This window comes from Mesorhizobium sp. M1A.T.Ca.IN.004.03.1.1 (genome assembly GCF_003997555.1).
Classification (GTDB): domain Bacteria; phylum Pseudomonadota; class Alphaproteobacteria; order Rhizobiales; family Rhizobiaceae; genus Mesorhizobium.
Window position 1 is genome coordinate 36152 of the sequence record NZ_RZTV01000002.1, and the last position, 23663, is coordinate 59814.

General features: G+C 63.7%; 33 protein-coding genes and 1 riboswitch. Of the genes, 10 read left to right on the forward strand and 23 right to left on the reverse strand.

The genetic code is table 11. The features are described 5' to 3' along the window. Positions 1-87 precede the first annotated feature (87 nt). Positions 88-342, forward strand: a complete 255-nt coding sequence (locus EOD29_RS06080) for a hypothetical protein (protein ID WP_127246177.1) — start codon at positions 88-90, stop codon at positions 340-342. A gap of 198 nt (positions 343-540) precedes the next feature. Then, the gene (locus EOD29_RS06085; RefSeq protein WP_127246178.1) at positions 541-726 is read left to right on the forward strand and encodes a hypothetical protein; all 186 of its coding nucleotides are present in this window, start codon (positions 541-543) and stop codon (positions 724-726) included. A 111-nt stretch (positions 727-837) separates the two neighbouring features. Here EOD29_RS06085 and EOD29_RS06090 read toward each other — a convergent pair whose 3' ends face one another. The 5 genes from EOD29_RS06090 to EOD29_RS35830 form a co-directional block, all read right to left on the reverse strand. Further along, positions 838-1119 (reverse strand): hypothetical protein, encoded by a 282-nt coding sequence (locus tag EOD29_RS06090; RefSeq protein ID WP_127246179.1) that lies wholly within the window; start codon positions 1117-1119, stop codon positions 838-840. Between the two features lie 10 nt (positions 1120-1129). Further along, on the reverse strand, positions 1130-1570 hold the full coding sequence (locus tag EOD29_RS06095) for a MucR family transcriptional regulator (protein WP_066995912.1): 441 nt from the start codon (positions 1568-1570) through the stop codon (positions 1130-1132). A 350-nt stretch (positions 1571-1920) separates the two neighbouring features. Then, positions 1921-2163: a hypothetical protein gene (locus tag EOD29_RS06100; protein WP_245475253.1), complete on the reverse strand. Its 243-nt coding sequence runs from the start codon at positions 2161-2163 to the stop codon at positions 1921-1923. A gap of 5 nt (positions 2164-2168) precedes the next feature. After that, entirely contained in the window at positions 2169-3212 is a 1044-nt protein-coding gene (locus EOD29_RS06105; RefSeq protein WP_245475255.1) for a DMT family transporter, read from the reverse strand. Then, complete coding sequence (locus EOD29_RS35830) at positions 3212-4045, reverse strand: hypothetical protein (RefSeq protein ID WP_066995820.1); 834 nt, start codon at positions 4043-4045, stop codon at positions 3212-3214. The genes EOD29_RS06105 and EOD29_RS35830 overlap by 1 nt, the downstream gene beginning before the upstream one ends. A 110-nt stretch (positions 4046-4155) precedes the next feature. On the opposite strand from EOD29_RS35830, the gene EOD29_RS06120 reads away from it, so the two are divergent. Then, a complete protein-coding gene (locus EOD29_RS06120) occupies positions 4156-5124 on the forward strand; it encodes a LysR substrate-binding domain-containing protein (protein ID WP_127216510.1) in 969 nt (322 codons plus the stop codon). Positions 5125-5374: 250 nt separating this feature from the next. Here the strand turns inward: EOD29_RS06120 and EOD29_RS06125 are convergent, their stop codons facing one another. Further along, complete coding sequence (locus EOD29_RS06125) at positions 5375-5557, reverse strand: hypothetical protein (RefSeq protein ID WP_067330410.1); 183 nt, start codon at positions 5555-5557, stop codon at positions 5375-5377. Positions 5558-5684: 127 nt separating this feature from the next. On the opposite strand from EOD29_RS06125, the gene EOD29_RS35835 reads away from it, so the two are divergent. Further along, positions 5685-5840 carry a hypothetical protein gene (locus EOD29_RS35835; RefSeq protein WP_164763700.1) on the forward strand — a complete coding sequence of 52 codons (156 nt, stop codon included), beginning with the start codon at positions 5685-5687 and terminating at the stop codon, positions 5838-5840. A 161-nt stretch (positions 5841-6001) separates the two neighbouring features. Next, positions 6002-8083, forward strand: a complete 2082-nt coding sequence (locus tag EOD29_RS06130; RefSeq protein ID WP_127246180.1) for an ATP-dependent helicase — start codon at positions 6002-6004, stop codon at positions 8081-8083. 82 nt (positions 8084-8165) lie between these two features. Here the strand turns inward: EOD29_RS06130 and EOD29_RS06135 are convergent, their stop codons facing one another. After that, positions 8166-8951, reverse strand: a complete 786-nt coding sequence (locus EOD29_RS06135) for a GGDEF domain-containing protein (RefSeq protein ID WP_127246181.1) — start codon at positions 8949-8951, stop codon at positions 8166-8168. Positions 8952-9137: 186 nt separating this feature from the next. Further along, positions 9138-9398 (reverse strand): hypothetical protein, encoded by a 261-nt coding sequence (locus tag EOD29_RS37035; protein WP_245307739.1) that lies wholly within the window; start codon positions 9396-9398, stop codon positions 9138-9140. Between the two features lie 34 nt (positions 9399-9432). On the opposite strand from EOD29_RS37035, the gene EOD29_RS37040 reads away from it, so the two are divergent. Next, complete coding sequence (locus EOD29_RS37040) at positions 9433-9789, forward strand: hypothetical protein (protein ID WP_245475257.1); 357 nt, start codon at positions 9433-9435, stop codon at positions 9787-9789. Between the two features lie 156 nt (positions 9790-9945). Here EOD29_RS37040 and EOD29_RS06145 read toward each other — a convergent pair whose 3' ends face one another. Continuing rightward, entirely contained in the window at positions 9946-10455 is a 510-nt protein-coding gene (locus EOD29_RS06145) for a DinB family protein (RefSeq protein WP_095830262.1), read from the reverse strand. A gap of 54 nt (positions 10456-10509) precedes the next feature. On the opposite strand from EOD29_RS06145, the gene EOD29_RS06150 reads away from it, so the two are divergent. After that, positions 10510-11202, forward strand: coding sequence for a glutathione S-transferase family protein (locus EOD29_RS06150; RefSeq protein ID WP_127246183.1), 693 nt, complete (start codon positions 10510-10512; stop codon positions 11200-11202). 139 nt (positions 11203-11341) lie between these two features. Here the strand turns inward: EOD29_RS06150 and EOD29_RS06155 are convergent, their stop codons facing one another. Continuing rightward, positions 11342-11557 (reverse strand): hypothetical protein, encoded by a 216-nt coding sequence (locus EOD29_RS06155; protein WP_067330396.1) that lies wholly within the window; start codon positions 11555-11557, stop codon positions 11342-11344. Between the two features lie 176 nt (positions 11558-11733). Here EOD29_RS06155 and ndk point away from each other — a divergent pair, with 176 nt between their 5' ends. After that, positions 11734-12156, forward strand: a complete 423-nt coding sequence (gene ndk, locus EOD29_RS06160; RefSeq protein ID WP_127246184.1) for a nucleoside-diphosphate kinase — start codon at positions 11734-11736, stop codon at positions 12154-12156. Positions 12157-12301: 145 nt separating this feature from the next. On the opposite strand, the gene crcB (EOD29_RS06165) is transcribed toward ndk, so the two are convergent. From crcB (EOD29_RS06165) to EOD29_RS06200, 8 genes are all read right to left on the reverse strand, one after another. After that, a complete protein-coding gene (gene crcB, locus EOD29_RS06165) occupies positions 12302-12730 on the reverse strand; it encodes a fluoride efflux transporter CrcB (RefSeq protein WP_095800046.1) in 429 nt (142 codons plus the stop codon). 5 nt (positions 12731-12735) lie between these two features. Beyond that, entirely contained in the window at positions 12736-13128 is a 393-nt protein-coding gene (crcB, locus tag EOD29_RS06170; RefSeq protein WP_095800321.1) for a fluoride efflux transporter CrcB, read from the reverse strand. A gap of 97 nt (positions 13129-13225) precedes the next feature. Next, positions 13226-13299: riboswitch (Fluoride riboswitch) on the reverse strand. Between the two features lie 208 nt (positions 13300-13507). Further along, positions 13508-13924 (reverse strand): YbaY family lipoprotein, encoded by a 417-nt coding sequence (locus tag EOD29_RS06175; RefSeq protein ID WP_127246185.1) that lies wholly within the window; start codon positions 13922-13924, stop codon positions 13508-13510. Between the two features lie 219 nt (positions 13925-14143). Beyond that, on the reverse strand, positions 14144-14623 hold the full coding sequence (locus EOD29_RS06180) for a molybdenum cofactor biosynthesis protein MoaE (RefSeq protein ID WP_095800048.1): 480 nt from the start codon (positions 14621-14623) through the stop codon (positions 14144-14146). Position 14624: 1 nt separating this feature from the next. Continuing rightward, positions 14625-14882, reverse strand: a complete 258-nt coding sequence (gene moaD / locus EOD29_RS06185; RefSeq protein ID WP_067330385.1) for a molybdopterin converting factor subunit 1 — start codon at positions 14880-14882, stop codon at positions 14625-14627. Between the two features lies 1 nt (position 14883). Then, positions 14884-15480, reverse strand: a complete 597-nt coding sequence (pgsA, locus tag EOD29_RS06190) for a CDP-diacylglycerol--glycerol-3-phosphate 3-phosphatidyltransferase (RefSeq protein WP_067330383.1) — start codon at positions 15478-15480, stop codon at positions 14884-14886. Between the two features lie 104 nt (positions 15481-15584). After that, entirely contained in the window at positions 15585-17669 is a 2085-nt protein-coding gene (uvrC, locus tag EOD29_RS06195; RefSeq protein WP_127246186.1) for an excinuclease ABC subunit UvrC, read from the reverse strand. Beyond that, positions 17666-18430: an SDR family oxidoreductase gene (locus tag EOD29_RS06200; RefSeq protein WP_127246187.1), complete on the reverse strand. Its 765-nt coding sequence runs from the start codon at positions 18428-18430 to the stop codon at positions 17666-17668. Before EOD29_RS06200 ends, uvrC begins: the two co-directional genes overlap by 4 nt. 412 nt (positions 18431-18842) lie before the next feature. Here EOD29_RS06200 and EOD29_RS06205 point away from each other — a divergent pair, with 412 nt between their 5' ends. After that, complete coding sequence (locus tag EOD29_RS06205) at positions 18843-19493, forward strand: outer membrane protein (protein ID WP_066995784.1); 651 nt, start codon at positions 18843-18845, stop codon at positions 19491-19493. 93 nt (positions 19494-19586) lie between these two features. Here EOD29_RS06205 and EOD29_RS06210 read toward each other — a convergent pair whose 3' ends face one another. From EOD29_RS06210 to EOD29_RS06230, 5 genes are all read right to left on the reverse strand, one after another. Next, positions 19587-20003 carry a GFA family protein gene (locus EOD29_RS06210; protein ID WP_127246188.1) on the reverse strand — a complete coding sequence of 139 codons (417 nt, stop codon included), beginning with the start codon at positions 20001-20003 and terminating at the stop codon, positions 19587-19589. Between the two features lie 77 nt (positions 20004-20080). After that, complete coding sequence (locus EOD29_RS06215) at positions 20081-20464, reverse strand: TfoX/Sxy family protein (RefSeq protein ID WP_164763701.1); 384 nt, start codon at positions 20462-20464, stop codon at positions 20081-20083. Positions 20465-20580: 116 nt separating this feature from the next. Then, positions 20581-21126 carry a glutathione S-transferase family protein gene (locus EOD29_RS06220; protein WP_245475259.1) on the reverse strand — a complete coding sequence of 182 codons (546 nt, stop codon included), beginning with the start codon at positions 21124-21126 and terminating at the stop codon, positions 20581-20583. After that, positions 21054-21746 (reverse strand): GNAT family N-acetyltransferase, encoded by a 693-nt coding sequence (locus EOD29_RS37045; protein ID WP_348630410.1) that lies wholly within the window; start codon positions 21744-21746, stop codon positions 21054-21056. Before EOD29_RS37045 ends, EOD29_RS06220 begins: the two co-directional genes overlap by 73 nt. A gap of 257 nt (positions 21747-22003) precedes the next feature. After that, a complete protein-coding gene (locus tag EOD29_RS06230) occupies positions 22004-22378 on the reverse strand; it encodes a histone (RefSeq protein WP_127246189.1) in 375 nt (124 codons plus the stop codon). A gap of 677 nt (positions 22379-23055) precedes the next feature. Between EOD29_RS06230 and EOD29_RS06235 the strand changes: the two genes are divergently transcribed. Continuing rightward, complete coding sequence (locus EOD29_RS06235) at positions 23056-23649, forward strand: TetR/AcrR family transcriptional regulator (protein WP_067330364.1); 594 nt, start codon at positions 23056-23058, stop codon at positions 23647-23649. The last annotated feature ends 14 nt before the right edge of the window (positions 23650-23663 follow it).

Here is a 23663-nt window from a genome sequence, read left to right on the forward strand (position 1 = left end):
GGCCTGGAGGACGGCTAGCCGTGGTTCCGGGCGCCGGTCCCGAGCCCAATCAGGGAACCAGTTGCCGGCCGAAGCGTTGTGAGCCCCGTGATCCGCTATTTCGCCCTCGCCTTCATCTTCTTCCAGGTCGCCACGACCGCCGCGCTGGCGACACAAGTGGTGCTGTTTGAGGGCGAGACGGCCGCAGTGCTCCCCTTAACTGACCCGGCAAGCGCGGCGTCGACGCTGCCAGTCTCCGCCCAAGTGGGGGAGATGACCGGCAGGCCAGAGGCGGACGCGACGAAACACCTGCTGATCCAAATTTATCCTGGAAAACAATCCCAGACGTTGCCTAGGCAATAGACCGATAGGCCGGCGGCGCAGCGCCGCTGTGGGCTGCCGTGCGTCGAAAGCTTTTGGCCCAGGCCTGATGCTTTCCGAAAATTGACTTCAGTTTTGTCGTGACCCTGCGAATTTGGCATTGCACTGTGAGTGGCGCGTAAGCGCCAAGAATGATCAAGAAGAACAACAACAATAACTTGGCTTGTTTAGAAGCTCACGATGGACGGGGCGGCAAACGATCTGCTGAGATATGTGGCGGAGATCACGCGCAGGCTGGCAAAGATGCTTTCAAGCACGCGCTATCAAATGCTTGTCTATTTTCTGGAAATGACCGCCGTCGAGGCGGACAGCCTCGCGGCCGACCAGGATCGAGGCACCGGGGCGCGCAAGCTGCCGCGCAATTGAAGGCGGCCCGAGCGGGTCCGGCAACAGGTGCTGACGCTGAATACCGCTCCTCACATGATTCCGGAAAACCGCTGCGCGGTTGTCTCGGAACCGCCTTGACCATGCGCCTTTTCAGCCGCCGACGATGCTGTCCAGGACCGCGAGGCATCTCAGCCGTCGCGCAGCGACGACCGGCCGGTCGTCATGCTCGACGATGGCGCGCTCGAAATTGTCGAGCGCGTCGAGCGCGGTACGCAGATCGATGGCCGGCAGGTCCAATGAAAACAGGACGCGCCGCGCCTTGACCCCCTCGCCGGCATCGGCGCAAGACTGGATAGCCACCCTGCGACGCAACGCGTCGAGCGCGGCAAAGCAGTCGGCCGACGGCGTGGCGCCGTCCGTTGCGGGCAGCATGATCTTCGGCTCAGGCCTTGGCTTTGCGCTTGCCCCTGCCGGAATCCGCGGCCGGCTTGCGGCCCAGGCCGGAAGACTTGGCGAGCGCCGAGCGAGTGGCCGAATAACTGGGCGCCACCATCGGATAGTCCGCCGGCAGGCCCCATTTCGCGCGATATTCGTCCGGCGTCAGCCCATGGTCGGTAGACAGGTGCCGCTTCAGCGACTTGAACTTCTTGCCGTCCTCGAGGCAGACGATGTAGTCGGGGAATACCGAACGCTTCGGATTGACGGCCGGCGTCTGCGGCGCGCTTTCCTTCACCGGGGCGCCCCCGGCGAGCTTGCGCACCGAAGCGCTGACGCTGGCGATCAGATCAGGCAGGCCGGATGCCGGAAGCGGGTTGTTGCCCACATAGGCCGAAACAATGTCGGCGGTCAGCTCGATTGCAGTCTTGTCGTCGATATTGGACAATTTTTTCACCTTCTGCTGGCTCTCAAATGACCAGCTGTTTTTAAGACTTTAGTCTAGGTATCTTATTGGACCTGTCCCCCAACGGACGTCCAGAGTCAGTAGACGTGCGAGACTCAATACCGAAGGTATGTTTTCACCGCGGGCCGCGACCGCGCAAGTTAGGAATTCTAATACCTACAAACAAACACTTTACAGCACCGAAGCTCTGCACGGGCGAGTAAATGACGCAACAGCACTTCAATTTCTACGAGTAATTCCTGCAAAAATCGGAATTCTGGACGGAAAGCCAATACTTGCGAGCAGCGCTGGCTCGGATCATCGATCATGCCCGATTCGTTAGGGCAAGTCGCTTATTTCGCGGCAGCGCCGCGCCGGAGATCAGTCGGGCCGTCGGTCAGAATCTCCAGCACGCGTTTCCAGCGGGCGCAGCGGCCGAAATCCTTCTGCTCGATGGCCTTCTCAGCCTTCATGGCGGCATAGAGCTGCGCCTCGGCGCCGAATTCCTTGACCAGCCAATGCGCCTCCTGTCTGGCCCGGCGTTCGTCGTCGTCAAGCCCGCTCCCTGGCATGTTTCCTGGTACGATCCCTGGCATGGTCTTCAGCCCTCCGGACGTTCGATGCCGACAGCAATGCAACTGCCGATGACAAGGACGGCGCCAGCCATGGCCGTCATCGATAGGCTTTCGCCCGACAGCGCCAGCAAAAGCGTGGAAGCGATCGGCGTGAGATACGCCACGACCGCAAGCCGCCCATCCTGATCGAGGCTGAGCGCGCGCGACCAGAAATAATAGCCGAGCCCCATCGGCCCGGCGCCGAGATAGAGTCCTAGCAGCAGGTCCAAGCCGCCCAGAGCGGCGACGCCGTCATGCAGACACCATGCGAAGGTCAGCGCCACGCCGATCAGGGCCGAAGGCAGCAGAAGCCGATCCGGCGGCACGGCAAGGCGGCCGACGGCAAGCGAGTAGAAGGCCATGCAAAGTGCCGAGCCGAAGGCGGCGCAATAACCGACGGGGCTACCTCCGAACCAGGCATGCGCGCCTCCGCCGGAGATCACCAGCGCGACGCCGGTGAAGCCCAGCGCGGCGGTCAGTCCAAGCAGCAGCGGCCGTCTCGGGCGGCCGAGCACGATGACGGCGGCGGCGACCATCAGCGGCCAGGTGTAGGCAACGAGATTGGCCTCGATGACCGGCATCGAGGCGAAGGCGATGTATTGCAACGCCATGGTGCCGACCAGGCCGATGAAGCCGACGGCGCAGGCGAGCACGGTTCTCCCCTTATACCCTTGGGGAACAAGGTGGATCGGCACGGAGCGCCGAGACGGATGAGAGATGTTGGAAGAAACTCCTGCGTCGGCGATCCGTCCGGCCCCCTTGATCACAAGGGGAGAAGGGAAGAACCTGATCAGCGCAAAGACCAGCGCGGCGCCTGAGAACTGCAGGAACTGCACCTCGGATACCGGGTGATTGGCAAGCAGCGTCTTGCCGACCAAAGCGTTGGTCGCCCAGAGCGCCACGGCGCCGAGGGCAAAGCTCAGCGCCGCCGGGGGAGCAGCGCTGGAACGGTCCTTCCGCCTTCCGGCGGCGACCGGGCCACGGCTCAGCGATGCTGAAGGCGGCTGGCGACCGGCCGGATCGTCAGCCACTACCACGATTCCCTGGCTCCGCCGGAGACCGGATCGACAGCCGGCTTCGGCACGGGATGTTCTTCTGCATGACGGCGATAGGCCGGCAGCTGGTTCGTCCAGACGTCCTCGGCGAGTTCGTTCACCCAGCCGCGGTCCTGATCGTTGTCGGCGGCGAGGTAGAACATGCGGTTGTCGTCGACATAGGGCTTCGCCACCGAACGCTGGTTGAGCACCAGGGTGACGCGCGAGCCGAGCTGGATCGGCGCGGTGCGATGGAGCACGCCGAGGAACTGGCCGAGCGTGGCGTAATTCATCTTGTGGTCGATGCGCATGACCCTGTTGCGCGGCAGGTCGCTGCCGGATTCGAGGATGGCACGCCCCGTCTCGGAATCGTCGCAATAGATTTCAAGATGGCCGCCGATCAGAGGATCGCTGATCGAGAGCGGAATGAGTTCCGTGACCGGAACGCCATCGCAGTGCCAGTCGACGGCGCCGTCCTTGGGGTTCATGAAGGTGACGGTCGAGCCGACGATAGACAGCGGATAGGGTTCGAGCTTGGTGCCCATCATGTCGGACAGCCGTTCCAGCCGCAGCTTGTCGTTGAGCAGTTCCTTGATCTCGGGAATGTAGCGGTCCGCGCCGGTGATGAAGGTGAGGTCGAGATGCTTGTGCACGGCGTGGCTGGCCTTGAGCTTGAGCGCCGCCTCCTCGATCGCGGCGAGCAGTTGCGGGTCGTAGCCGTGAAGATACTGGGCGACGCCGAAGCTCGACACTTTCCACGCCGTATCATGACCGATGATGGCTTCACGGCTCATCGCATAGCGCAGTTCGGGGATTGTATGGGCGTTCATTCTACTTCTCCAAGGTGGGGGCAACACTTGGTAAACAGTCGATTGAGCACCCGCCCCTGTAAATTTAGGAATGCTGGTGCTACTTTAAGCATAGCTAAAGGTCGAACCCCGTGCGTCTGCTCAGCCAGGTCAACTTAAACTCGCTGAAAATCGTGGAGAGCGCCGCCAGGCACCGCAACTTCACGCGCGCGGGCGAAGAGCAGTTCATTACCGCCTCAGCCGTCAGCCAGCGGGTGAAGAGCCTGGAGGACCAGCTGCGCTTCAAGATCTTCCAGCGCGGCGGCAACGCGGTGTCGCTGACGCCGGAAGGCGAGACCTACGTGGCGCGCGTGCGCGAGGCGCTGGAGCGGATCGTGGCTGCCAGCATGGAGGCGACCGGCCAATCCCAGGCGCATGTGCTGAAGATCTGCGTCTTGCCGACCTTCGCGGCGCGCTGGCTGTTTCCGCGGCTTGCCACCTTCCAGCGGCAGTATCCGGATATCGAGATGCGGGTCTCGACTTCCTATGCCACGCATGAATTCGCGACCTCCGAATACGATCTCGAGATCCGCTATGGCGACGGCAATTTCCCCGGCCTCAACTCCGTGCTGCTGTTCAAGGAGGACCTGACGCCGGTGTGCAGCCGCAAGCTGTTCCGCGAGGTGCTGGGCGACAAGCCGCTGTCCAAGGTGACGCCGGAGGACCTCAGGCACTTCACCCTGCTCCACTCCGACACCTGCACCCAGAACTGGCAGTCGTGGCTGGCTTTTGCCGGCGCGAGTTTCGTGCTTGGCGAGACCAAGAGCATCTATTTCGATTCCTGCATGATGTCCTACGAGGCGGCCAATGCCGGCATGGGCTTTGCCGTTGCCAACCGCGCCTATATGGCAAGCGACATCCGAGCCGAGCGGCTGGTCGCCCCCTTCGCGGTCCACCATCCCAACACCGCCGGCTGGTATTTCGTCAGCCCCATCAAGGCGCTCGGCGCCCGCAAGGTGGAGCTGTTCAAGCAGTGGATCATGGCCGAAGCGGCGCTGACGCAGCGCCAGTTGGACCTGGAGATCGCCAACGTGCCGCTGGCGCGCGCCGCGATGGCGTGACGCGGCGGCGCAAGCGACGCAAACACACCCCTGAGATTCTCCGATCTTTGAAGGCCGACAAAGCGTTTGGACGGATACCTGTAGCCGGCTAGCGCGATCGCCCCATGACGCGGCGGAGAGACTCAGCTATCTTTGATCCTGCGGCGGGCCTGATTTTCCCGCTTGGCCGGCGCTTTCCAGCTTCCTCCCAAGCAGCGCCGGCCTTCTTCTGCGGCGCCGCCGCTTCGTCTCCCGACAACATCGTCCGCTCTCATTGCTTCGGCGGCGTGCCGGGCTGGTCGCCGCCGGTGGTCGATTGCGGCACCGGGTTCTTGTCGACCTGCGGGTTTTTGTCGACGGTGTCGCTTGGCGCCTTGGTGGGCTGCACGCTGTTGTCGCAGGCGGCGAGCCCGAGCCCTGCCGCGAGAGCAAGCAGCACAGGAAGTTTCTTCATGACGACCTCCTCTCTCGTTCGCCCCTTTCTTCGAAGCAAACGAGGCGGCGGCGGTTTGGTTGCGCCGTCCGGCGGGAACCAACGCGCCTGTCTCCGGTTGAACCTCGATAACTCACGAGGAGATGTCATGATCCGTCTGCTGCTCGTCGGCCTGTTCGGCTACACGGCCTATCGCGTCACGATGAGGATCATCGAGGAGGCGTCCGGCGATCTCGCGCCGCCGGACGATCGGCGGTCGCTGCGGCGCCAGTCGGCGTCGATGGGCGTCGAGCCGAAAAGGTAGATCGGCCAATCTCGCGCTTGTTGGGAAGATGGCCGGCCTATCCAGCACATGCCGGCGCGTACAGCGTCCCCTCTGCCCTGCCGGGCATCGCCCCCCACTTGGTCGCCTTTGGGCGGGATTAGCTGTATTGCGAACAAAGCGGAAACGATGCTTGATGGGCGATGAACATCGCCGCCCGTGATTCGTCCTTCGAAACTCCTGCCTATCTTGCCCGGCTGAACGACGAGCAGCGGCTGGCGGTGGTGCATGGCGACGGCAAGGTGGCCGCGCCGCTGCTGGTGATCGCCGGGGCCGGCTCCGGCAAGACCAGCACGCTGGCGCATCGCGTGGCGCACCTCATCGTCAAGGGCGCCGATCCGCGCCGCATCCTTTTGATGACCTTTTCGCGCCGCGCCGCGGCTGAAATGGCAAAGCGCGTCGAGCGCATCGCCGGCGAGGTGCTGGGCCGCGATGCCGCGATCATCGCCGATGCGCTATCCTGGGCCGGTACTTTCCACGGTATCGGCGCCAGACTCTTGCGCGACTATGCCGATCAGATCGGCCTCGATCCGGCTTTCACCATCCACGATCGCGAGGATTCGGCCGACCTGATGAACCTTGCCCGGCACGAGCTCGGTTTTTCCAAGACCGAAAGCCGCTTCCCGACCAAAGCCACCTGCCTGCAGATCTATTCGCGGGCGGTGAACGCCCAGGCGCCGCTCGGCGAGGTGCTGGGCTCGGCCTTTCCCTGGTGCTCAGGATGGGCGGAACAGCTGAAGGAGCTGTTCGCGGCTTATGTCGAGGCCAAGCAGGCGCAGAACGTGCTCGATTACGACGACCTTTTGCTCTACTGGGCGCAGATGGCGGCCGAGCCGGAGATCGCCGCTCACCTTGGCTCCCGCTTCGACCACGTGCTGGTCGACGAATACCAGGACACCAACCGGCTGCAGGCCTCTATTCTGTTGGCGCTGAAGCCGGACGGCGCGGGCTTGACCGTGGTGGGCGATGACGCACAGTCGATATATTCCTTCCGGGCCGCGGAAGTGCGCAACATTCTCGATTTCCCAAAACAGTTCGCGCAAGGCGCCGAGATCGTCATGCTGGAGCGCAACTACCGCTCGACCGAGCCGATCCTGGCCGCCGCCAACAAAGTGATCGGCGAGGCAAGCGAGCGTTTCACCAAGAATCTCTGGACCGAACGCCGGTCGTCGCACAAGCCGCAACTGGTAAGCGTGCGCGACGACGCTGAGCAGGCCAATTATGTCTGCCAGGCGATCCTTGCCGAGCGCGAGGCCGGCACGGCGCTCAAGGCGCAAGCCGTGCTCTTCCGCGCCTCGCATCACAGCGGGCCGCTGGAGGTGGAGCTCACGCGGCGCAACATCCCCTTCGTCAAATTCGGCGGGCTGAAATTCCTCGATGCCGCGCACGTGAAAGACATGCTGGCGATGCTGCGCTTTGCCGAGAACCCGCGCGACAGGATCGCCGGCTTCCGGGTGCTGCAGTTGATGCCCGGCATCGGGCCTTCGGCCGCCTCACAGATCGTCGAGGCGATGGCGACGTCGCTCGACGAGACGCTCGGCCTTGCACGCTTCCGGCCGCCGCAGCGCGCGGCCGAAGACTGGCCGGTCTTCCTCGACATCTACAGCGGGCTGCGCGCCGGCGCCAAATGGCCGGCCGACCTCGAGCGGGTCAGGCTCTGGTACGAGCCGCATCTGGAGCGCATCCACGAGGACGCGATCACGCGCCGGGCCGACCTGTTGCAGCTCGAGCAGATCGCGTCGGGCTATCCCTCGCGCGAGCGTTTCCTGACCGAGCTGACGCTCGACCCGCCCGACGCCACCAGCGACCAGGCCGGCCCGCCGCATCGCGACGAGGATTACCTGATCCTGTCCACGATCCATTCGGCCAAGGGCCAGGAGTGGAAGAACGTCTTCGTGCTCAACACGGTCGACGGCTGCATCCCGGCCGATCTCGGCGTCGGTACCAAGGAGGATATCGAGGAGGAGCGGCGGCTGCTCTATGTGGCGATGACGCGCGCCAAGGACAGCCTGCACCTGGTGGTGCCGCAGCGCTTTTATCCGCACAATCAGCCGGCCCGCGGCGACCGTCACGTCTATGCCTCGCGCACCCGCTTTATCCCGGCCTCGATGCTTTCGGCTTTCGAACAGTCATCCTGGGCGAGCGCGGCGATCACGGACGACCCGCGCCAAAAGCCGGGCGTCAAGGTCGATCTCGGCGCGCGCATGCGCGGCATGTGGAAATAGACGCCTACCCAAAGGCGGGACGACACTCCTACTCAGCCCCACCGCTGGTGAGGGCGCTCCGTTCCCTGCTGCGCGGGTTCGTTCAGTGGAACGTGCCGGCGGCCTCGCCGGATAGCCTGCTGCGCGGGCTTTCGAAGCTCACCTGGTCGCGTCCGTTCGACTTCGCCTTGTAAAGATGCCTGTCCGCGACCCGAAACATGTGGTGATAGGTGGTGGGCCCGCTGAACGCGACGCCGCCGATGCTGACCGAAAGCGGGCACGGCTGCCCGCCCGGCGCGAACTCGGCCTCGCGGATACGCAGTCTGATCGACTCGGCGACCAGGAAGGAGCGTGTCGCGTCGGCGCCCGGAAGGAAGACCGCGAATTCCTCGCCGCCGATGCGTCCAACGATGTCGGCGCCGTGGAGCTGGCTCCGGATCGTGCTCGCGATCAGCTTCAGCGCCTGATCGCCGCAATCGTGGCCGAGCCGGTCGTTGATCGATTTGAAATGGTCGGCATCGACGATCAGCAGCGCGCCGGCTTCGGCCACCGCGTGGCTGCGGGCCTTGTCGAGATAGGCCTCGACCAGCATCGAGAAAGCGCCGCGGTTGAAGACCGCCGTCAGGCTGTCGGTCGCGGCAATGATGCTGAGCTCCTTCTGGGCGATGGCCAGCTGGCGCGTCTTCCACATTAGGAAGAAAAGGAAGGAGCCGCCAAGGATGAGCGGCAGGAACAGGTCGGTGAGCTTGGCCCAGAGCAGCGCTTCGGGTGACAGCGAGGCGAAGTTGAAGGAATCGACGAAGAAGGCCGCGGCAATGAAGAATGCCGTGCCGGCAACGGTGACCAGCGCGACCCTGCCCCAACTGGTGGGGGACAAATCGATGCGCATGGCATTGCTCCCACTACAACTGGCCTATTGTGGAGCGCGAGCGCAAACGAAGTCCTAATATATTGGCTTCAATGGGAATGTGGTTAACCAGGCGTCGAGCGCGCCGCACCGCGATACCAGCTGAAGAAGGCCCGCCGACGCAGCGGCGGGCTTTGCGATTGGCCAGAGGCGCTCGTCAGCGCGCCGTCAACGACGCGAAATCATCAGGCAGAGCGCCCTCAGATCACGATCATAGGTGCCCTCGCTGCTGAGCACATCGACGCAGCGCTTCTTCATCCGCGACAACTGGCTGCTCGACATTTGCGCGACGGCGGAGGACAGGTTCGTCGTTCCCGGCGGCGTCGCGCCGACGGTTCCAGGAACGGCGGCGCCCGCGCCGAGGGCGACGCCAGCGCCGCTCGTGCCGCCGGTCGTCACGTTGAGCGCGCTATTGGTGCCGTTGCCCAAAGTCGCATCGGCTCCAGCCCCGTTGGTGCCGCCGATGGATGCGGTGGCCGTGGAACTGCTGCCGCCGATGGTGGCGTTTCCGCTGCCGCCGCTTGGGCCGCCGATCGAAACCCTGGCGCTGCTGTTGCTGCCGCCGAAGGATGCATTGCCGTCAGCCCCATTTGGGCCGCCCGCATTGGCGTCGGCGCTGTTGCCGCCTACGGATACGCCGCCGAGGCTGCCGACCCCGACGCTCTGGGCGCTCGCAGGCATGGCAAGAGCAACGACGATTGCACCACTCGCCAATGTGCTGGCGAATCTTTTTACGATACTGGCCATGACACTCTCCCTGTGGTTTTGTATTTCCGCCTTGCACCGTTTGTTGCGCTTTTCTAGAGCGCGTAGCTTTTGAGACAGAAATACGCCGAGAGTGCCCTTTCGGTTTCTTTAGCTATTTCGCATGTGACGAATCGTATTTTTCAAAAACCATACTTCTGCTTTAAAAATATAGACGAAATTGAAGTGTTTCTTAATTTTTTTGAATTGGCCAACCGGAATCCCGTAAGCTTCAGGCGTAGGCGCGGCCTTCTTCGGAGCGCTGGAACTGCATCAGGTCAAGCGGCACCGAGGGCCTGCCGAGGACGGTAAGGCACATATGCGCCTGGCCGCGATGGTGGGTCTGGTGATTGAAGAGATGGCTGAGCGCCGGCGCCAGCCGCTGCGAAACGGTGCGCATGTCGGTGGTCATATAGGAAAATCGCCCGGTGAGTGCCTTATCGGTCATGCCGCCCATCCAGTCGACAATCCTCCTGTCCTCGGCCTCGCGTGCCAGGCGCAAGCCCGGGAAGGCGCGATAGAGGATCGTCGCAAGGTTTGAGGGCGCGTCCCCCTCGCCCGTAAAGCGCTTCATCCAGACGCGGTCGGTGACGAGCAGGTGATTGAGCGTGCCCAGCATCGAGCCGAAGAAGGCGCCGACATCGCGGCCGAGTTCCTCTTCGCTGAGATCGGCGGCGGCATCATAGATGCGCGTGTTGGCCCATTGATTGTAGGCCGCAAACATCATGAAATGCTGTTTCATTCTTCCATCCGGCTCGCAACCAATCCCGGCTCTTCGTAACCCGCAGGAACCGTAATGACCATTCTGTTCTATGATCTCGTCGGCCACGACGCAAAACGCCCATTCAGTCCGCATTGCTGGAAGACGAAGATGGCGCTGGCCCACAAAAGGCTCGACGCCACCAAGGTGCCGACGCGCTTCCTGGAAGTCCCCAAGGTGGAAGGCGGCGCGTCGAAGACGGTGCCGGTGATCCGCGATGGCGAGCGCGTGGTGGCCGATTCCTTCGCCATCGCCCTTTATCTCGACGAAGCCTACCCCGAGCGGCCGACGTTGTTCGGCGGCGAAGGCGGCAAGGCGACGGCGCGCTTCATCGAACGCTGGTCGCAGCTCACCATCCATCCTTACCTCATGACGGTGCTGCTCACCGATCTGCACAGCATGCAGGACGAGGCGAACCGCGCCTATTTCCGCGAGAGCCGCGAGCAGCGGCTCGGCAAGCGGCTCGAAGAGGTGGTGGCCGGCCGCGACGAGGGGCTTGCCGGCTTTCGTGCCTCGCTCGAGCCGCTGCGCTCGATGCTCAGCTATCAGCCTTTCATCGGCGGGACATCGCCGCTGTTTGCCGACTACATCGTGTTCGGGGCGCTGCAATGGGCGCGCGTCGCCTCGCCCTACCAGCTGCTCGAGACGGGCGACGGCGTTGCCGAATGGTTCGAACGCTGCCTCGACCTGCATGGCGGAATCGGCCGGCAGGTCGCCGCGGCGGCGTAAGCGCTAATCTTCCTCTTGTGGGAAGATGTCGCCGAAGGTGACAGAGTGGGCGCCTCAACAGCTGCGGCGCCTACTTGCGAAAGAAGAAGTCGGCGTTTCACGCGCGGCGCCCCGCTCTGTGCTGCCGGCCATCTCCCCCTCAAGGCGGGAATTTTCCGGCTTCATCCTTTTCGACCAGCCTGACGCAGATCGGATCGCCCTCTCCCATGCGGGCGCATTGCCATTCCGGGCCGAAGCCGAAATTCTGCTGTCCGGTTTGTGGAAAGAACAGCAGGACGAAGACGATCACGGCAAGGACCACGGCCATCAAGAAAATGCCGGCGATATCGTCGCGTTTGAGGTAGAGCCGGTTCATCGCCTCCTGCTCCGCTGCCGCGGCGCTCCGGACTGCACGCGAAGCGCGCTCTCAGCCGTCTAATTATCCCGCAAACAGCCGGCCTTGACCAGAAGCCGCCTCCCCTTGGCAAGCCGCCAAGCGGCTTGTATAGAGCCCGCCACTCCAATTTCCATTCCCAGAACAAGGACGACCCAATGGCGATCGAACGCACCTTCTCCATGATCAAGCCGGATGCCACCAAGCGCAATCTGACCGGCGCCATCACCAAGATGCTGGAAGACGCGGGCCTCAGCGTCGTCGCGTCGCGTCGCGTATGGATGAGCCGCCGCGAGGCCGAAGGCTTCTACGCCGTCCACAAGGAGCGTCCTTTCTTCGGCGAGCTGGTCGAATTCATGTCGTCGGGCCCGACCGTCGTGCAGGTGCTGGAGGGCGAGAACGCCATCGCCAAGAACCGCGAAGTGATGGGCGCCACCAACCCGGGCAATGCCGCCGAGGGCACCATCCGCAAGGTGCATGCGCTGTCGATCGGCGAAAATTCGGTGCACGGCTCGGACGCGCCGGAGACCGCCGCGCAGGAGATCAGGTACTGGTTCTCCGACACCGAGATCGTCGGCTGAGACGCTTCGGTCCCGGCAATGAAGGCGGCTCTCGGGCCGCCTTTTTGTTGGAGCGGGCGGCCGGGCAGGCTTTAGGAACGGGCGATTGCCCGCGGCTGCGCCGAGGCCTCCGAGCCGGCGAGAAGTGCCATGCTCTCCTGCCTGATCACCTGGTGATCGGCAAGCGGTTGAACCTGGCCGCCATGAGATAGCCGAGCCAGGCCGACGCAAGCGACAGCACCACCACACTGACAAGATAGGTCGCCGCAAGGCCGAGGTCGCCCTCGAGAAGCAGGATGAAGGTGTCGAGGCTCATCGACGAAAATGTGGTGAGACCGCCGCAGAAGCCGCCGGTCACGAACTGGCGGCCGGCCGGGCCGACCATCAAGCGTCCATCCGGCCGGGTCAGCGTGGAAAAGAACATGATGACCCAGGAGCCGACGACGTTGACGAACGCCGTTGCAAGCAGCGCGCTCCAGCCCAGCAGCGAGACGACGACGTAGCCGCATAAAAAGCGCGCCAGCGAACCGATAGCCGCGCCGCAGCCGACCGCCAGATAAAGCGGCAGGGCTGTCTGTCTATCGTTTCCAAACATGCGCCCTACCCCGCCATCCGCACGACGGTCCAAAAGCCGAAGGCGACGGCAAGCACGCAGAGCGCCGCCGAAGCCACGATGTTGAAGGCGGCGAGCCGGCGCTCGCCGTCGAGCGCGAGGTTCAGCGTCTGTAGGCAGAAGGACGAAACCGTGGTGTAGCCGCCGAACAGCCCGACCACGATCAGGTCGCGCACGAGTTCGGCGGAAAAGATGCCGCCGACGGCCCGCGCCGCGCCTGCGAAGGCGCCGATGGCAAGCGCGCCGGAGACGTTGACCACCAGCGTGCCCCAGGGAAAGGTCTCGCCGACGCTGCGGCCGACAAGGCCCGACAGGAAGAAGCGGGAAACACCGCCGAGGAAGCCGCCGATCAGGACCAGGGCGCAGGCCGCAAGGCTCATCGCTTCTTTGCCTTTCCACAAAGCGATTCCTCGCGGGAATCGCGCCATCAAGACAGGCGTGTGCGAGCGGAAAAAGAAATCCTGCCGCGCGAAAGCACGCCTGGCAGGAGTCATCAGCCCAGATGCGAAAAGCTCGGGCGGTTTCGGGGGAACCCCATCCCCATTTGACGAGGGAAACTAGGTGGTCGCGGGGTCGCGGTCAATCGGGGCCACTATGGTTGCGACGCGTTTCTTCGCGCCCCGTTAACATTTGCCGAATCCGTTATGGTGGCGGACGCGGTGGCGGACGAGAGACCGGAACTCCCGGGGCTGACGCAGAAGCGGCCGCGATCCCTCGTCTCTATGCGTTTCCGGCGTGTCGGAAATTTTGCGAACCAGGCTACGACGTGACCTTCTTCAGCACGATGGTCTGCGGCTTGCCGTCCAGCGGATCGACCTGGTGGCGAGTGTCGGTGAGGAAGATCAGCCGATCATCGACAGTTATGCGGGCCTGCAGCGCGTAGGCCCTGCCGGGCTGGATTGCCTTGGGATCGAAGCCGATCTCGAATTTGATCGGCACTTGGCCGGCCAGGACGATCTTGCGCTGGCCGAGGAGCGTTGCCGGCGCGCCGGCCAGCGAGATGTCGGCGAGTTCGACCGAAAGCACGGCATTGGGCGGCAGCGCGATGCGCTCGCGATAGGTCACCTCGCCGGCAATCGTCTTTTCGGCGGCACTGGTGAACTCCGGCACGGCAAGCACGCCGACCACCAGCGGCACAAGGCCGAAGATGAAAAATTCCGCGATCCTGTCCAGCATAAGATTGCTCCCGCCCAGCAAATCAAACCGATTTGCAAGGTCGGGAAGGATTGCGGTCGTTCGATGGCCTTGGGGAGGAAATTTCGCCGGCTTGTCCCTCAGGCGGATTGCCAACCGAAATTGCGAAGAGCAGTTCGGGGCGACCCTCTTCTCCCCAAGGGGAGAAGGTGCTGCGAAGCGCGCCAGATTGGGCGATCGCCAAGGCAATGCCGTCCTGGCTTACTTGTCCGGGGTCTTCCAACGATCCGCGGCTTCGTCGTCGGCTTCCTTGGCCTCGACCCAGCCGCCTTCGGAGCCGTCGGCACGGTGCTCCTTCTTCCAGAAAGGCGCACGCGACTTCAGGTAATCCATCAGGAAATTCGCCGCCTCGAAGGCCGCCTGGCGATGTGCGGAGGCCGCGACCACCAGCACGATGTTTTCGCCCGGCGCGATTTTTCCATGGCGGTGTACGACGGTGAGCCCCTGCAGCGGCCAACGCCCGATGGCCTCAGTGGCGATGCGGCCGATCTCGGCCTCGGCCATGCCGGGATAGTGCTCGAGCTCGAGGGCGGCGAGCGCGCCTTTTTCGTCACGGCAGAGGCCGGAGAAGGTGACCACGGCGCCGATGTCGGCACGGCCTTCGGTCAGCGCGGCAATCTCGGCGGCGACGTCGAAATCCTCCCGCTGGACGCGGATGGCCGGCACGACCGTGCTCGCCATCTCAGCCCCCGGTCATTGGCGGAAACAGCGCGATCTCGCGCGCGCCCGCGATTTTCTCGCGGTGGCCGACATGTTCCTGGTTGATGGCGACGCGAATGACGTCCGGATATTGCAGCGCGTTTTCGTATTCCTCGCCGCGCGACTTCAGCCAGCGCAACAGGTCGGCGACGGTCTCGACGCCGGCGGGCAGTTCGACATGCTCTTCCGGCTTGCCGATCCGCTCGCGCACCCAGGCGAAATAAATGAGCTTGGTCGACATCTCACTCGTCCATGATGTGTTTCAGGCCGGCGCGGAAATAGTCGTAGCCGGTGTAGAGGGTGACAAGTGCCGCGATCCACAACAGCACCAGGCCGATTTGGGTGGTCAGCGGGAAGATCTTGTCGCCGGCCGGGCCGACGAGCAGGAAGGCGATGGCGACCATCTGGATGGTCGTCTTCCATTTGGCGAGTTGCGTCACCGGCACCGAGACCTTCAGCGCGGCCAAATATTCGCGCAGGCCCGAGACAAGAATCTCGCGGCACAGGATGATGATCGCCGCCCATAGCGACCAGCCGGCAATGCCGGCATGGCGGTCGGTGTCGGCGGCGAGCAAGAGCAGGCAGGTGGCGACCAGGAGCTTGTCGGCGATCGGGTCCAGCATCTTGCCGATGTTGGAGGTCTGCTGCCAGGCGCGCGCGAAATAGCCGTCGAAATAGTCGGTGATGGAGGCGAGCAGGAAGATGGCGAGCGCCGACCAGCGGGCAAAGTCGGAGGACTTCAGATGGCCTTCGAGAAAAAAGCACAGCACCACCAGCGGCACCGCGATGATGCGGGCGTAGGTGAGGATGTTCGGCAGGTTGAACGCGCGCTGGGCCATATCTGATCGGGATCTCTCTCCGCCTGCCTACTCAAATCAGAAGCCAATGTGGGGGGTCAACAGGCGAGATTCGATTGGTCAACCCAAAATAGGCGCAAGAATGGTCAGCTGTCATGAAAATGGTTGTAGACCAGCTTCGCCACGTGCTCGGAAATGCCATCGACCTTGACCAGGTCCTCGACCGCGGCGCGGCTGACCGCCTTGGCGGTGCCGAAATGGTGAAGCAGCGCCCGCTTGCGGCCTGGGCCGATGCCGACGATCTCGTCAAGCGGGCTCTTGACCATCTCCTTCTTGCGGCGGGCGCGGTGCGAGCCAATGGCGAAGCGATGCACCTCGTCGCGCAGGCGCTGGACGAAATAGAGCACCGGGTCGCGCACCGGCAGCGTGAAAGAGTCCCTGCCCTTGACGAAGAAGCGCTCGCGCCCGGCGTCGCGGTCCTGGCCCTTGGCGATGCCGATGGCGACGACCCGGTCCTCGATGCCGAGATCGGAGAGGATCTTGCGCACCGCCGTCATCTGGCCCTGGCCGCCGTCAATCAGGATGACGTCCGGCCATGCCGGGAAGCTGCCGTTTCCCTCGACAAGATCCTCTGCCGCATCGTCCTCGGCCTCCGCGCCCGCTCCGATTGAAGGCTGGACGTCGCCATGCTCCCTGAGGAGCCGCGAGAAGCGGCGCTCCATCACCTCGCGCATCATGCCGAAATCGTCACCGGGCGTGATCTCGGTCGAGCGGATGTTGAACTTTCGGTACTGGTTCTTCACAAAACCTTCCGGCCCGGCGACGACCATGGCGCCAACCGCATTGGTGCCCATGATGTGCGAATTGTCGTAGACCTCGATGCGCACTGGCGGCCTTGCGAGGCCGAAGGTCTCGGCAAAGCCTTGCAATAGCCGCGCCTGCGTCGACGTTTCCGCCAGCCTGCGGCCGAGCGCCTCACGCGCGTTCTGCAGCGCGTGATCGGTGAGATCCTTCTTCTCGCCGCGCTGCGGCACCGAGATCGCTATCCTGCGCCCGGCGCGGGTTGACAGCGCCTCGGCGAGCAGCTCCTGCTCCTGCACCGGCTGGGAGAGAAGCAGCGTACGCGCCGGCAGCTTGTCGTCATAGAACTGCGCCAGGAACGAGCCCAGCACCTCGGCCGGCTCCAGCGCCGGATCGGCCTTGGGGAAATAGGCGCGGTTGCCCCAGTTCTGGCCGGTGCGGAAGAAGAACACCTGGATGCAGGTCTGGCCGCCTTCCTGGTGGATGGCAAAGACATCCGCCTCTTCCACAGTCTGCGGGTTGATGCCCTGATGCGCCTGCACATGCGACAGCGCCGCCAGGCGATCCCGGTAGATAGCGGCCCGCTCGAAGTCGAGCTCTTCGGAGGCTTGTTGCATGGCGGCCGAGATCTCGGTCTTCACCTTCTGGCTGCGGCCGGAGAGAAAATCCTTCGCCTCGGCAACCAGCTCGGCATAGCCACGATGCGATATCTCGCCGGTGCAGGGACCGGCGCAACGCTTGATCTGGTAGAGCAGGCAAGGTCGCGTGCGGTTCTCGTAGAAGGAATCCGTGCAGCTTCGCAGCAGGAAGGCGCGCTGCAGCGAATTGATGGTGCGCCCGACCGCGCCGGCGGAAGCGAAGGGCCCAAAATAGTCGCCCTTGCGCGAGCGCGCGCCGCGATGCTTGTAGATGCCGGGCGAAACATGGTCGCCGGTAAGCAGGATGTAAGGGAACGACTTGTCGTCCCGCATCAGCACGTTGAAGCGGGGCCTCAGCCGCTTGATGAGGTTGGCCTCGAGCAGCAGCGCCTCGATCTCGGTGCGGGTGACGACGAATTCCATCGTCGCCGTCTCGCGCACCATGCGGCCGATGCGGGCGGTGTGGAAGCGCCCCTGCGCATAGTTGGTGACGCGCTTCTTCAGGCTGCGCGCCTTGCCGACATAGAGCACGTCGCCGGCGGCGTTCATCATTCGGTAGACGCCCGGCTGGTTGGGCAGCCGCTTGACCAAAGTCTGGATCACCTCGGCGCCGACCATGCCGTCGGCGTCGCCGGCATGCGGCGTCCAGTCGATAGCGGTGAAAGCGACGTCGGGACCGGCGGCAACCGCCTCCGGCTCGACGATTTCCTCCGACGCCTCGTCCTCGATGTCGAGATCGGGCGGCAAATCATCGGCGGCGCCGAGGGGGCTGTGTTTATGGGCAGGACTCATTCCACCATGCCTGTCACATCGGGCGTCTGCCATGCAAGATGCTGGCCGCCGTCGAGCGCGATCATCTGGCCGGTGACGGAGCGCGCTTCCCAAAGATAGCGGATGGTGGCGCCGAATTCCGGCAATTGCGGGCCGCGCTTCAGAATCAGTCCTTCGACCTGCCTGCCGAAATCATCGTCGTCCTGGCGCTTGTTCTTCAGCGTCGGGCCGGGGCCGATGGCATTGACGCGAATGCGCGGCCCCAGCGCCTGCGCCAGCATCTGGGTTTGCGTCCACAGGGCCGATTTCGACAGCGCGTAAGAGAAATAGCGCGGCGTCGGCCGCCAGACACGCTGGTCGATGACGTTGACGATCAGTCCCTCCGCGCCTTCCGGCAAGGCGCGAGCAAAGTTCTGCGCCAGCAGCGCCGGCGCCTTCAGATGAATGGCGAAATGGCGGTCCCAGGCCTGCCAGTCGAAATCCTCGATACGGTCGTCGACGAACAAGGAGGCGTTGTTGACGAGGAGCGTGACCGGGCCAAGGGCAGCTTCGGAGCGGCCAACCAGATCGCCGACGGCTTTCATATCGGTGAGGTCGGCGGCGAGCACGGCGGCACGGCCGCCCTGGTTCCTGATGCGGCTGGCCAGCGCCTCGGCCTCGGCTCCGGAACGATTGGCATGGATGGCCACGGCAAAGCCATGCGCGGCAAGGTCCTCGACGATCGCCTTGCCGATCCTTTTCGCTCCACCCGTCACCAGCACCACGCCAAAGGCTTCTTTCATGTCGTCAATCCTCTATCGGCTTCACGATTCCGGGAAGCCGGCACAATATGACGGGCCAAGCGTTAAATGCCATTTCTACCTGGGGCAGGAATGTGGCGAAGCGGCCCGTACGCACGCTGCCGACCCGGATTGCGGAAGTTTCATAATGCAATATATGTCCCCGAACCCCTTGAACCAAGCGGTGTGCAGCGCAACATGACTAGCGTGCTGACATTCGCTGTTGCGAAGATGCAACGTCACCTTTTGGCCTCATTCGCGCCAGGGAATTACCCAAGTTCAGGTTCGCTTCAGCCGTATTTCAGCACGACATTTGGAACCGTTGAACGCCAGGCCCGTTTATCCCCCCGGACGGGCCGGGGGCATTCATGAACATAAAAAGCCTCGTGTCTTGTGGCTTAAGGAGTAAACAACAATGCAAGCTAATCTCAAGTTTGCGCGGCCGCTGGCGGTTGCGCTCGGGCTCTTCGCCCTCGGTGGTACCGCTTATGCCGCAGACGCCGTCACCGAAGAGCCGCCGGCACCGGCCCCGGTCGCCGAACTCCCCGTCGCTTCCTGGGCCGGCCCCTATGCCGGTATCAGCCTCGGCTACGGCTTCAGCGGCCATGCCGACGCCCGCGACATCGGCGTCAATGTGAAGACCAAGGGCTTCATCGGCGGCGTCTTCGGCGGCTACCAGTGGCAGCAGGACAACTTCGTCTACGGCGCTGAAGCCGATCTCGGCTACAATGGCGTCAAGGGCGACAGCGCGGGCATCGATGCGAAGGGCGGCCTCGAAGGCTCGCTGCGCGCTCGCCTCGGCTATGCCGTGACCCCGGAAATCCTGCTCTATGGCACCGGCGGTCTCGCCGCCAAGAACCAGAAGATCGACGACGGCGTCAGCAGCGACAGCAAGGCGATGCTGGGCTGGACGGCCGGTGTCGGCACCGACATCAAGATCACCGACAACGTGTTCGGTCGTGTCGAGTACCGCTACACCGACTACGGCGACAAGAATTTCGACAATGTCGGCAACGTCAAGTCGAAGGACAACCGCGTCCTCTTCGGCGTCGGTATGAAGTTCTAAGTCGTCCAAGCCACGACACGGAAAAAGCCGGGCCGCGCGCCCGGCTTTTTTTGTGGTTGGCGTTGCCCCAGGCCGACACGTTTGGCCACGCCTTCAACGCAACCCGGTGGATGGCGCCTGCTGGAAAGCCTCATGGGCTGAAATCGACTGCAGCTGGTCGAGCCAATTCGCGCGCGAGCGCGAGAAGACCTGGGCGTCCGGACGGTAGTCGGCCGGGTCGGTCATGGTCGCGGCGTGAACGTGGATCTCGCCGGGCCATCTGTCGGAGCGGAAGTAGAGCCTGGTGCCGCAGGACGGGCAGAACCCGCGAAAGGTGTTCGGGCTGCTTTCATAGTGCCTGATGACGCCGGCCCAGTTCAGCTGCTCCGGCCTCATGCCGAGGAAAGCAGTGAAGGGAGCGGACGTGGCGCGCTGGCAATCGGCGCAGTGACAGACAAGATTTCGCGTGAGCTCTCCGGAATAGATCCAGGTGACCGCGCCGCACATGCAACGTCCCGCCAGAGATGCCATCGCTTCCTCCGCCGACTGCGTGCCCGGGCCGACCCCCGCCGACACGGCCGATGTGAAGGATAGGCGGCGCGATCTGTTCAGGCTGGCCGCTTTGCGACCTTGGCGGGTTTGACCTTCGGCGGCAGTGTCTCGACGAAAGCCAGCGCACGATCGATCCACTCGGCGAGATCTGCCTCGGTTGCAGTGCCTTCCGGCGCGACGTGGATATAGCCTTCCATCGAACGCCCGCCCATTTCCATCGGCCGCGCATGGGGCCGTGCGGCTGCGGCCGCGTGCCCGTCGTTGCCGACACGCACCAGCAAGCCGCGCTTCGAGGTGCCGACCAGCATATTGCCGTTGATCATGAAGCAGGTGCCGCCGAACATTTTCTGTTCCGTGAAAGCGCGCCGGCCAAGGGCCGCGCGCAAGCGCTCGACCATCGGGTCGGGGGCGACGATTGTTTGGGTGACCGACTTCGCCATGCGAACCACTTCGTAATTGCACGGCCTATGCAATCACGAATCCGGGCGACAATTCAATATGGGGAGGCGCGGCGGCGAGGCTGCCGATCTCCCCCACAAGGGTGGAGATGAGCTGTTTACCCCGGCACGCAGCCCTTCAGTTCCGGAAACTTTTCGTCGAAGCGCGCGGCCCAACGTGTAAGCCGGCCGCGGCCCTTTTCCCACTGGCCGCCGAAACGCAGCGCGAGATAGCCGAGGGTGGCACGCAGCGCCAGCTGGCCGGCGGTGATCTTCTTGGGCAGTTTCGGCGGGTTGGCGTTGAGCAGGTCGAGCGCGGCGGTGATCTTCGCCCACTGGCGGTCGAGCCAGGGTTGATAGACCATGGCGTCGGGGCGCGTGCGCCGCTCATAGACCATCGACAGCGCGCAGTCGCAGATGCCGTCGGCCAGCGCCTCCAGCACCTCGGCCTCGAGCCGCTTGTCGGGGTTGCGCGGGAACAGCACGTTCTTCGACAGCCGGTTGAGATGCTGGGTGATCGCCCGGCTGTCGTGGATCGTGCGGCCGTCCTCCAGCACCAGCACCGGGATCTTGCCCAGCGGATTGGCCGAGATCAGCTCCGCCGGCTTGTCCTCCGTCTTGACCGGCACGAGGTCGATGGCGATGCCGGCATAGGCGGCGGCCATGCGGACCTTCGAACTATAGGGAGAGGTGGAGGCGTAGAGCAGCTTCGGCATGGATCGGGTTCCTGATTGTCCGCGCGCACTGTTGACCGAATGCTCTTGCCAGAGCAACGGCCAGCGTCGCCAAAACCTACCGCCAGTTGGCCGCACCTTGTTCGAGCGGCGCGTGCCGCCGCTACTTCAGGGACCGCTCCATGATGATGGTTCGTTCGTCGTCGTGGAAGCAGTCCCGGAGCGCGGAAGCCAAGTCTGAAATAAAATCGCTCCGCGGTTACCGAGGACGGCACCGTCAGCACCGTCGCGCCGTTTGCCCGCGCTGCTTCCTCGATCTCCAGCATCAGCCGGCTGCCGACGCCGCGTCCCTGAAATTCAGGATCGACGAACACAGATCGAACCGTTGTTCCGTCCAGCCCCGCGGTACCGACAATTTTGTCGCCGCAAACGGCGACAAAGACTTGGCGCTTCTTGAAAAGTTGCAGCACGGCCGAGGGGCTGAAGCTCTGCTCAACGCGGGCGATGATTTCCGGCCCGTAATCCCTGGCGTTGTTTTTCCGCAGAGCGGCAACAATGACCCGACTTACCGCTTCGGCATCGCCTCGCCTGCCCGTCGAATTCCAAGCCACAAAGCCATGATCAACCCTTTCTACCTGATCGACGTGCGGCAGCAGCCGACATCGCGCGGACCAGAACGGATCGTGACGATGCGAGCCGGTCGCGCAATAAAAAAGCTCCCGGAAGTTTGCCCAGCGGCAAATTTCCAGGAGCTTTCAGGACAGGCCATTGCCGATCCACTTCGCCCGCTGTCACGCCGAACTGGCGAGAGGGGCGCCTCGACGGCACCCACCCTCGCCTGTTCAGGCTCGCGAGCGAAGTTACGCGATTACTTCTTGGCCGGCGCCTTCTTGGCAGGCGCTGCCTTCTTCACGGCTGCCGTCGACTTGGCGGCTGCTGCTTTCATCGGCGCCTTGGCGGCGGGCTTGGCCGCTGCCTTCGCTGCCGGCTTCTTGGCGGCGGGCTTCGCTGCCGCCTTGGCGGCGGGCTTGGCTGCCGCCTTCGCGGCCGGCTTGGCTGCCGCCTTCGCGGCCGGCTTAGCCGCAGCTTTCGCCGCAGGCTTTGCCGCTGCCTTGGCCGGAGCCTTGGCGGCTGCCTTCGGTGCCGCTGCCTTCTTCGCTGCTGCAGGTTTCGCGGCAGCCTTCGGTGCCGCTTTCTTTGCCGGCGCTTTCGCCGCCGGCGCCTTGGTTGTCGTCTTTGCCATGCGATGCCCCTTGCGTTTTGCCCAAGGTCGTGAGTGACCCGGCGTGCTCATGCATATCTGACTCGCGGCTATCTAGCCAGCGAAGCAACACAATGAATTTCAGTTATTGAATTTTGGTTACACAAGACGCGTTGACAAGGGCATCGACGAAAAAAACGACAGAGAATCTTTGCCCTTCGAAGTGAAATTGCGCCGTCGAGAATTCCCGATGCTCTCTATCGACGGATCATCCAGACATCTTGATGCCGCGCAGAGCGCAGAATGTGAGCCTATTGCTCATAATGGACAACGCACACCAAACAAAGCACCTCATCTTGTCCAGCGGAAAGATTTACAAGTCAAGGCGGAGCAGAACCGAACCGACGAAAGGGCAAAGCTTGCGCGGGCAAAAAGCGAGCTTTGCGCTCACATTCAAGATCTGCCACTGGAGAGCTTGATCCGCTCAGGCTCCGCTGCGGACGGCGTGGAGGACTCCGCCGTTCCATGGTCCTCGCAAGTTCGGGGGGGGAAACCGTTGCGCACAGTCCTGGAATTGCTGTTCTTCCTGGTCGCAATTCCGGACGGAAAACCTCTTCGCACTTCCTGGAATTGCTCTCAGGCCAAATGTGAGTATCCTGCTTATATTCTCGGGAGGCAGGTTGCGGATGTCTACTCGCATTGCAAAGCCAGCCCCGCGCATGCGCAAGGAGCCGCGCCAGGCGCGCTCGGTCGCCACCGTCGAGGCGATAATCGAAGCAGGTGCCCGCGTTCTAAGCGAGATCGGCTGGGCGGGCTTCAGCACCAACAAGGTGGCCGAGACCGCGGGCGTGAGCATCGGGTCGCTCTATCAATATTTCCCCGACAAGCTTGCGCTGGTCGACGCCATCCGACGCCGCCACTTCGACCATGTGCTGTCCGTCATTCGCGAAGCCGCGGCCGAGGAGAAGCCGCTCAGGCAATTCGCGCGCGAGCTGGTGCGCGGCATGATCGCCGCGCACAGCATTCACCCGACGCTGCATCAGGTGCTACTCGACGAGACGCCGGGCGACCGCGGCTCGCGCGCCGCGCATGCCTCGTTCCAAGCCCGCTATCTCGAGCACTATGCGGCGGCCGTCGCGCAATACCGCCGGCGCCTGAAAAATACCGAGACCGTGGCGCGCGTGCTCTCCTCAGCCGTCGAGGGCGTGATCCACAATGCGGCGCGCCGCAACATGCTCGATGCGCCGGAGCTGCAGAAGCAGCTCGGCGAGCTGATCTGCGCCTATCTGTCCGGCCAGGGCGCGCGAGCGTGACGATCGCGAGACCG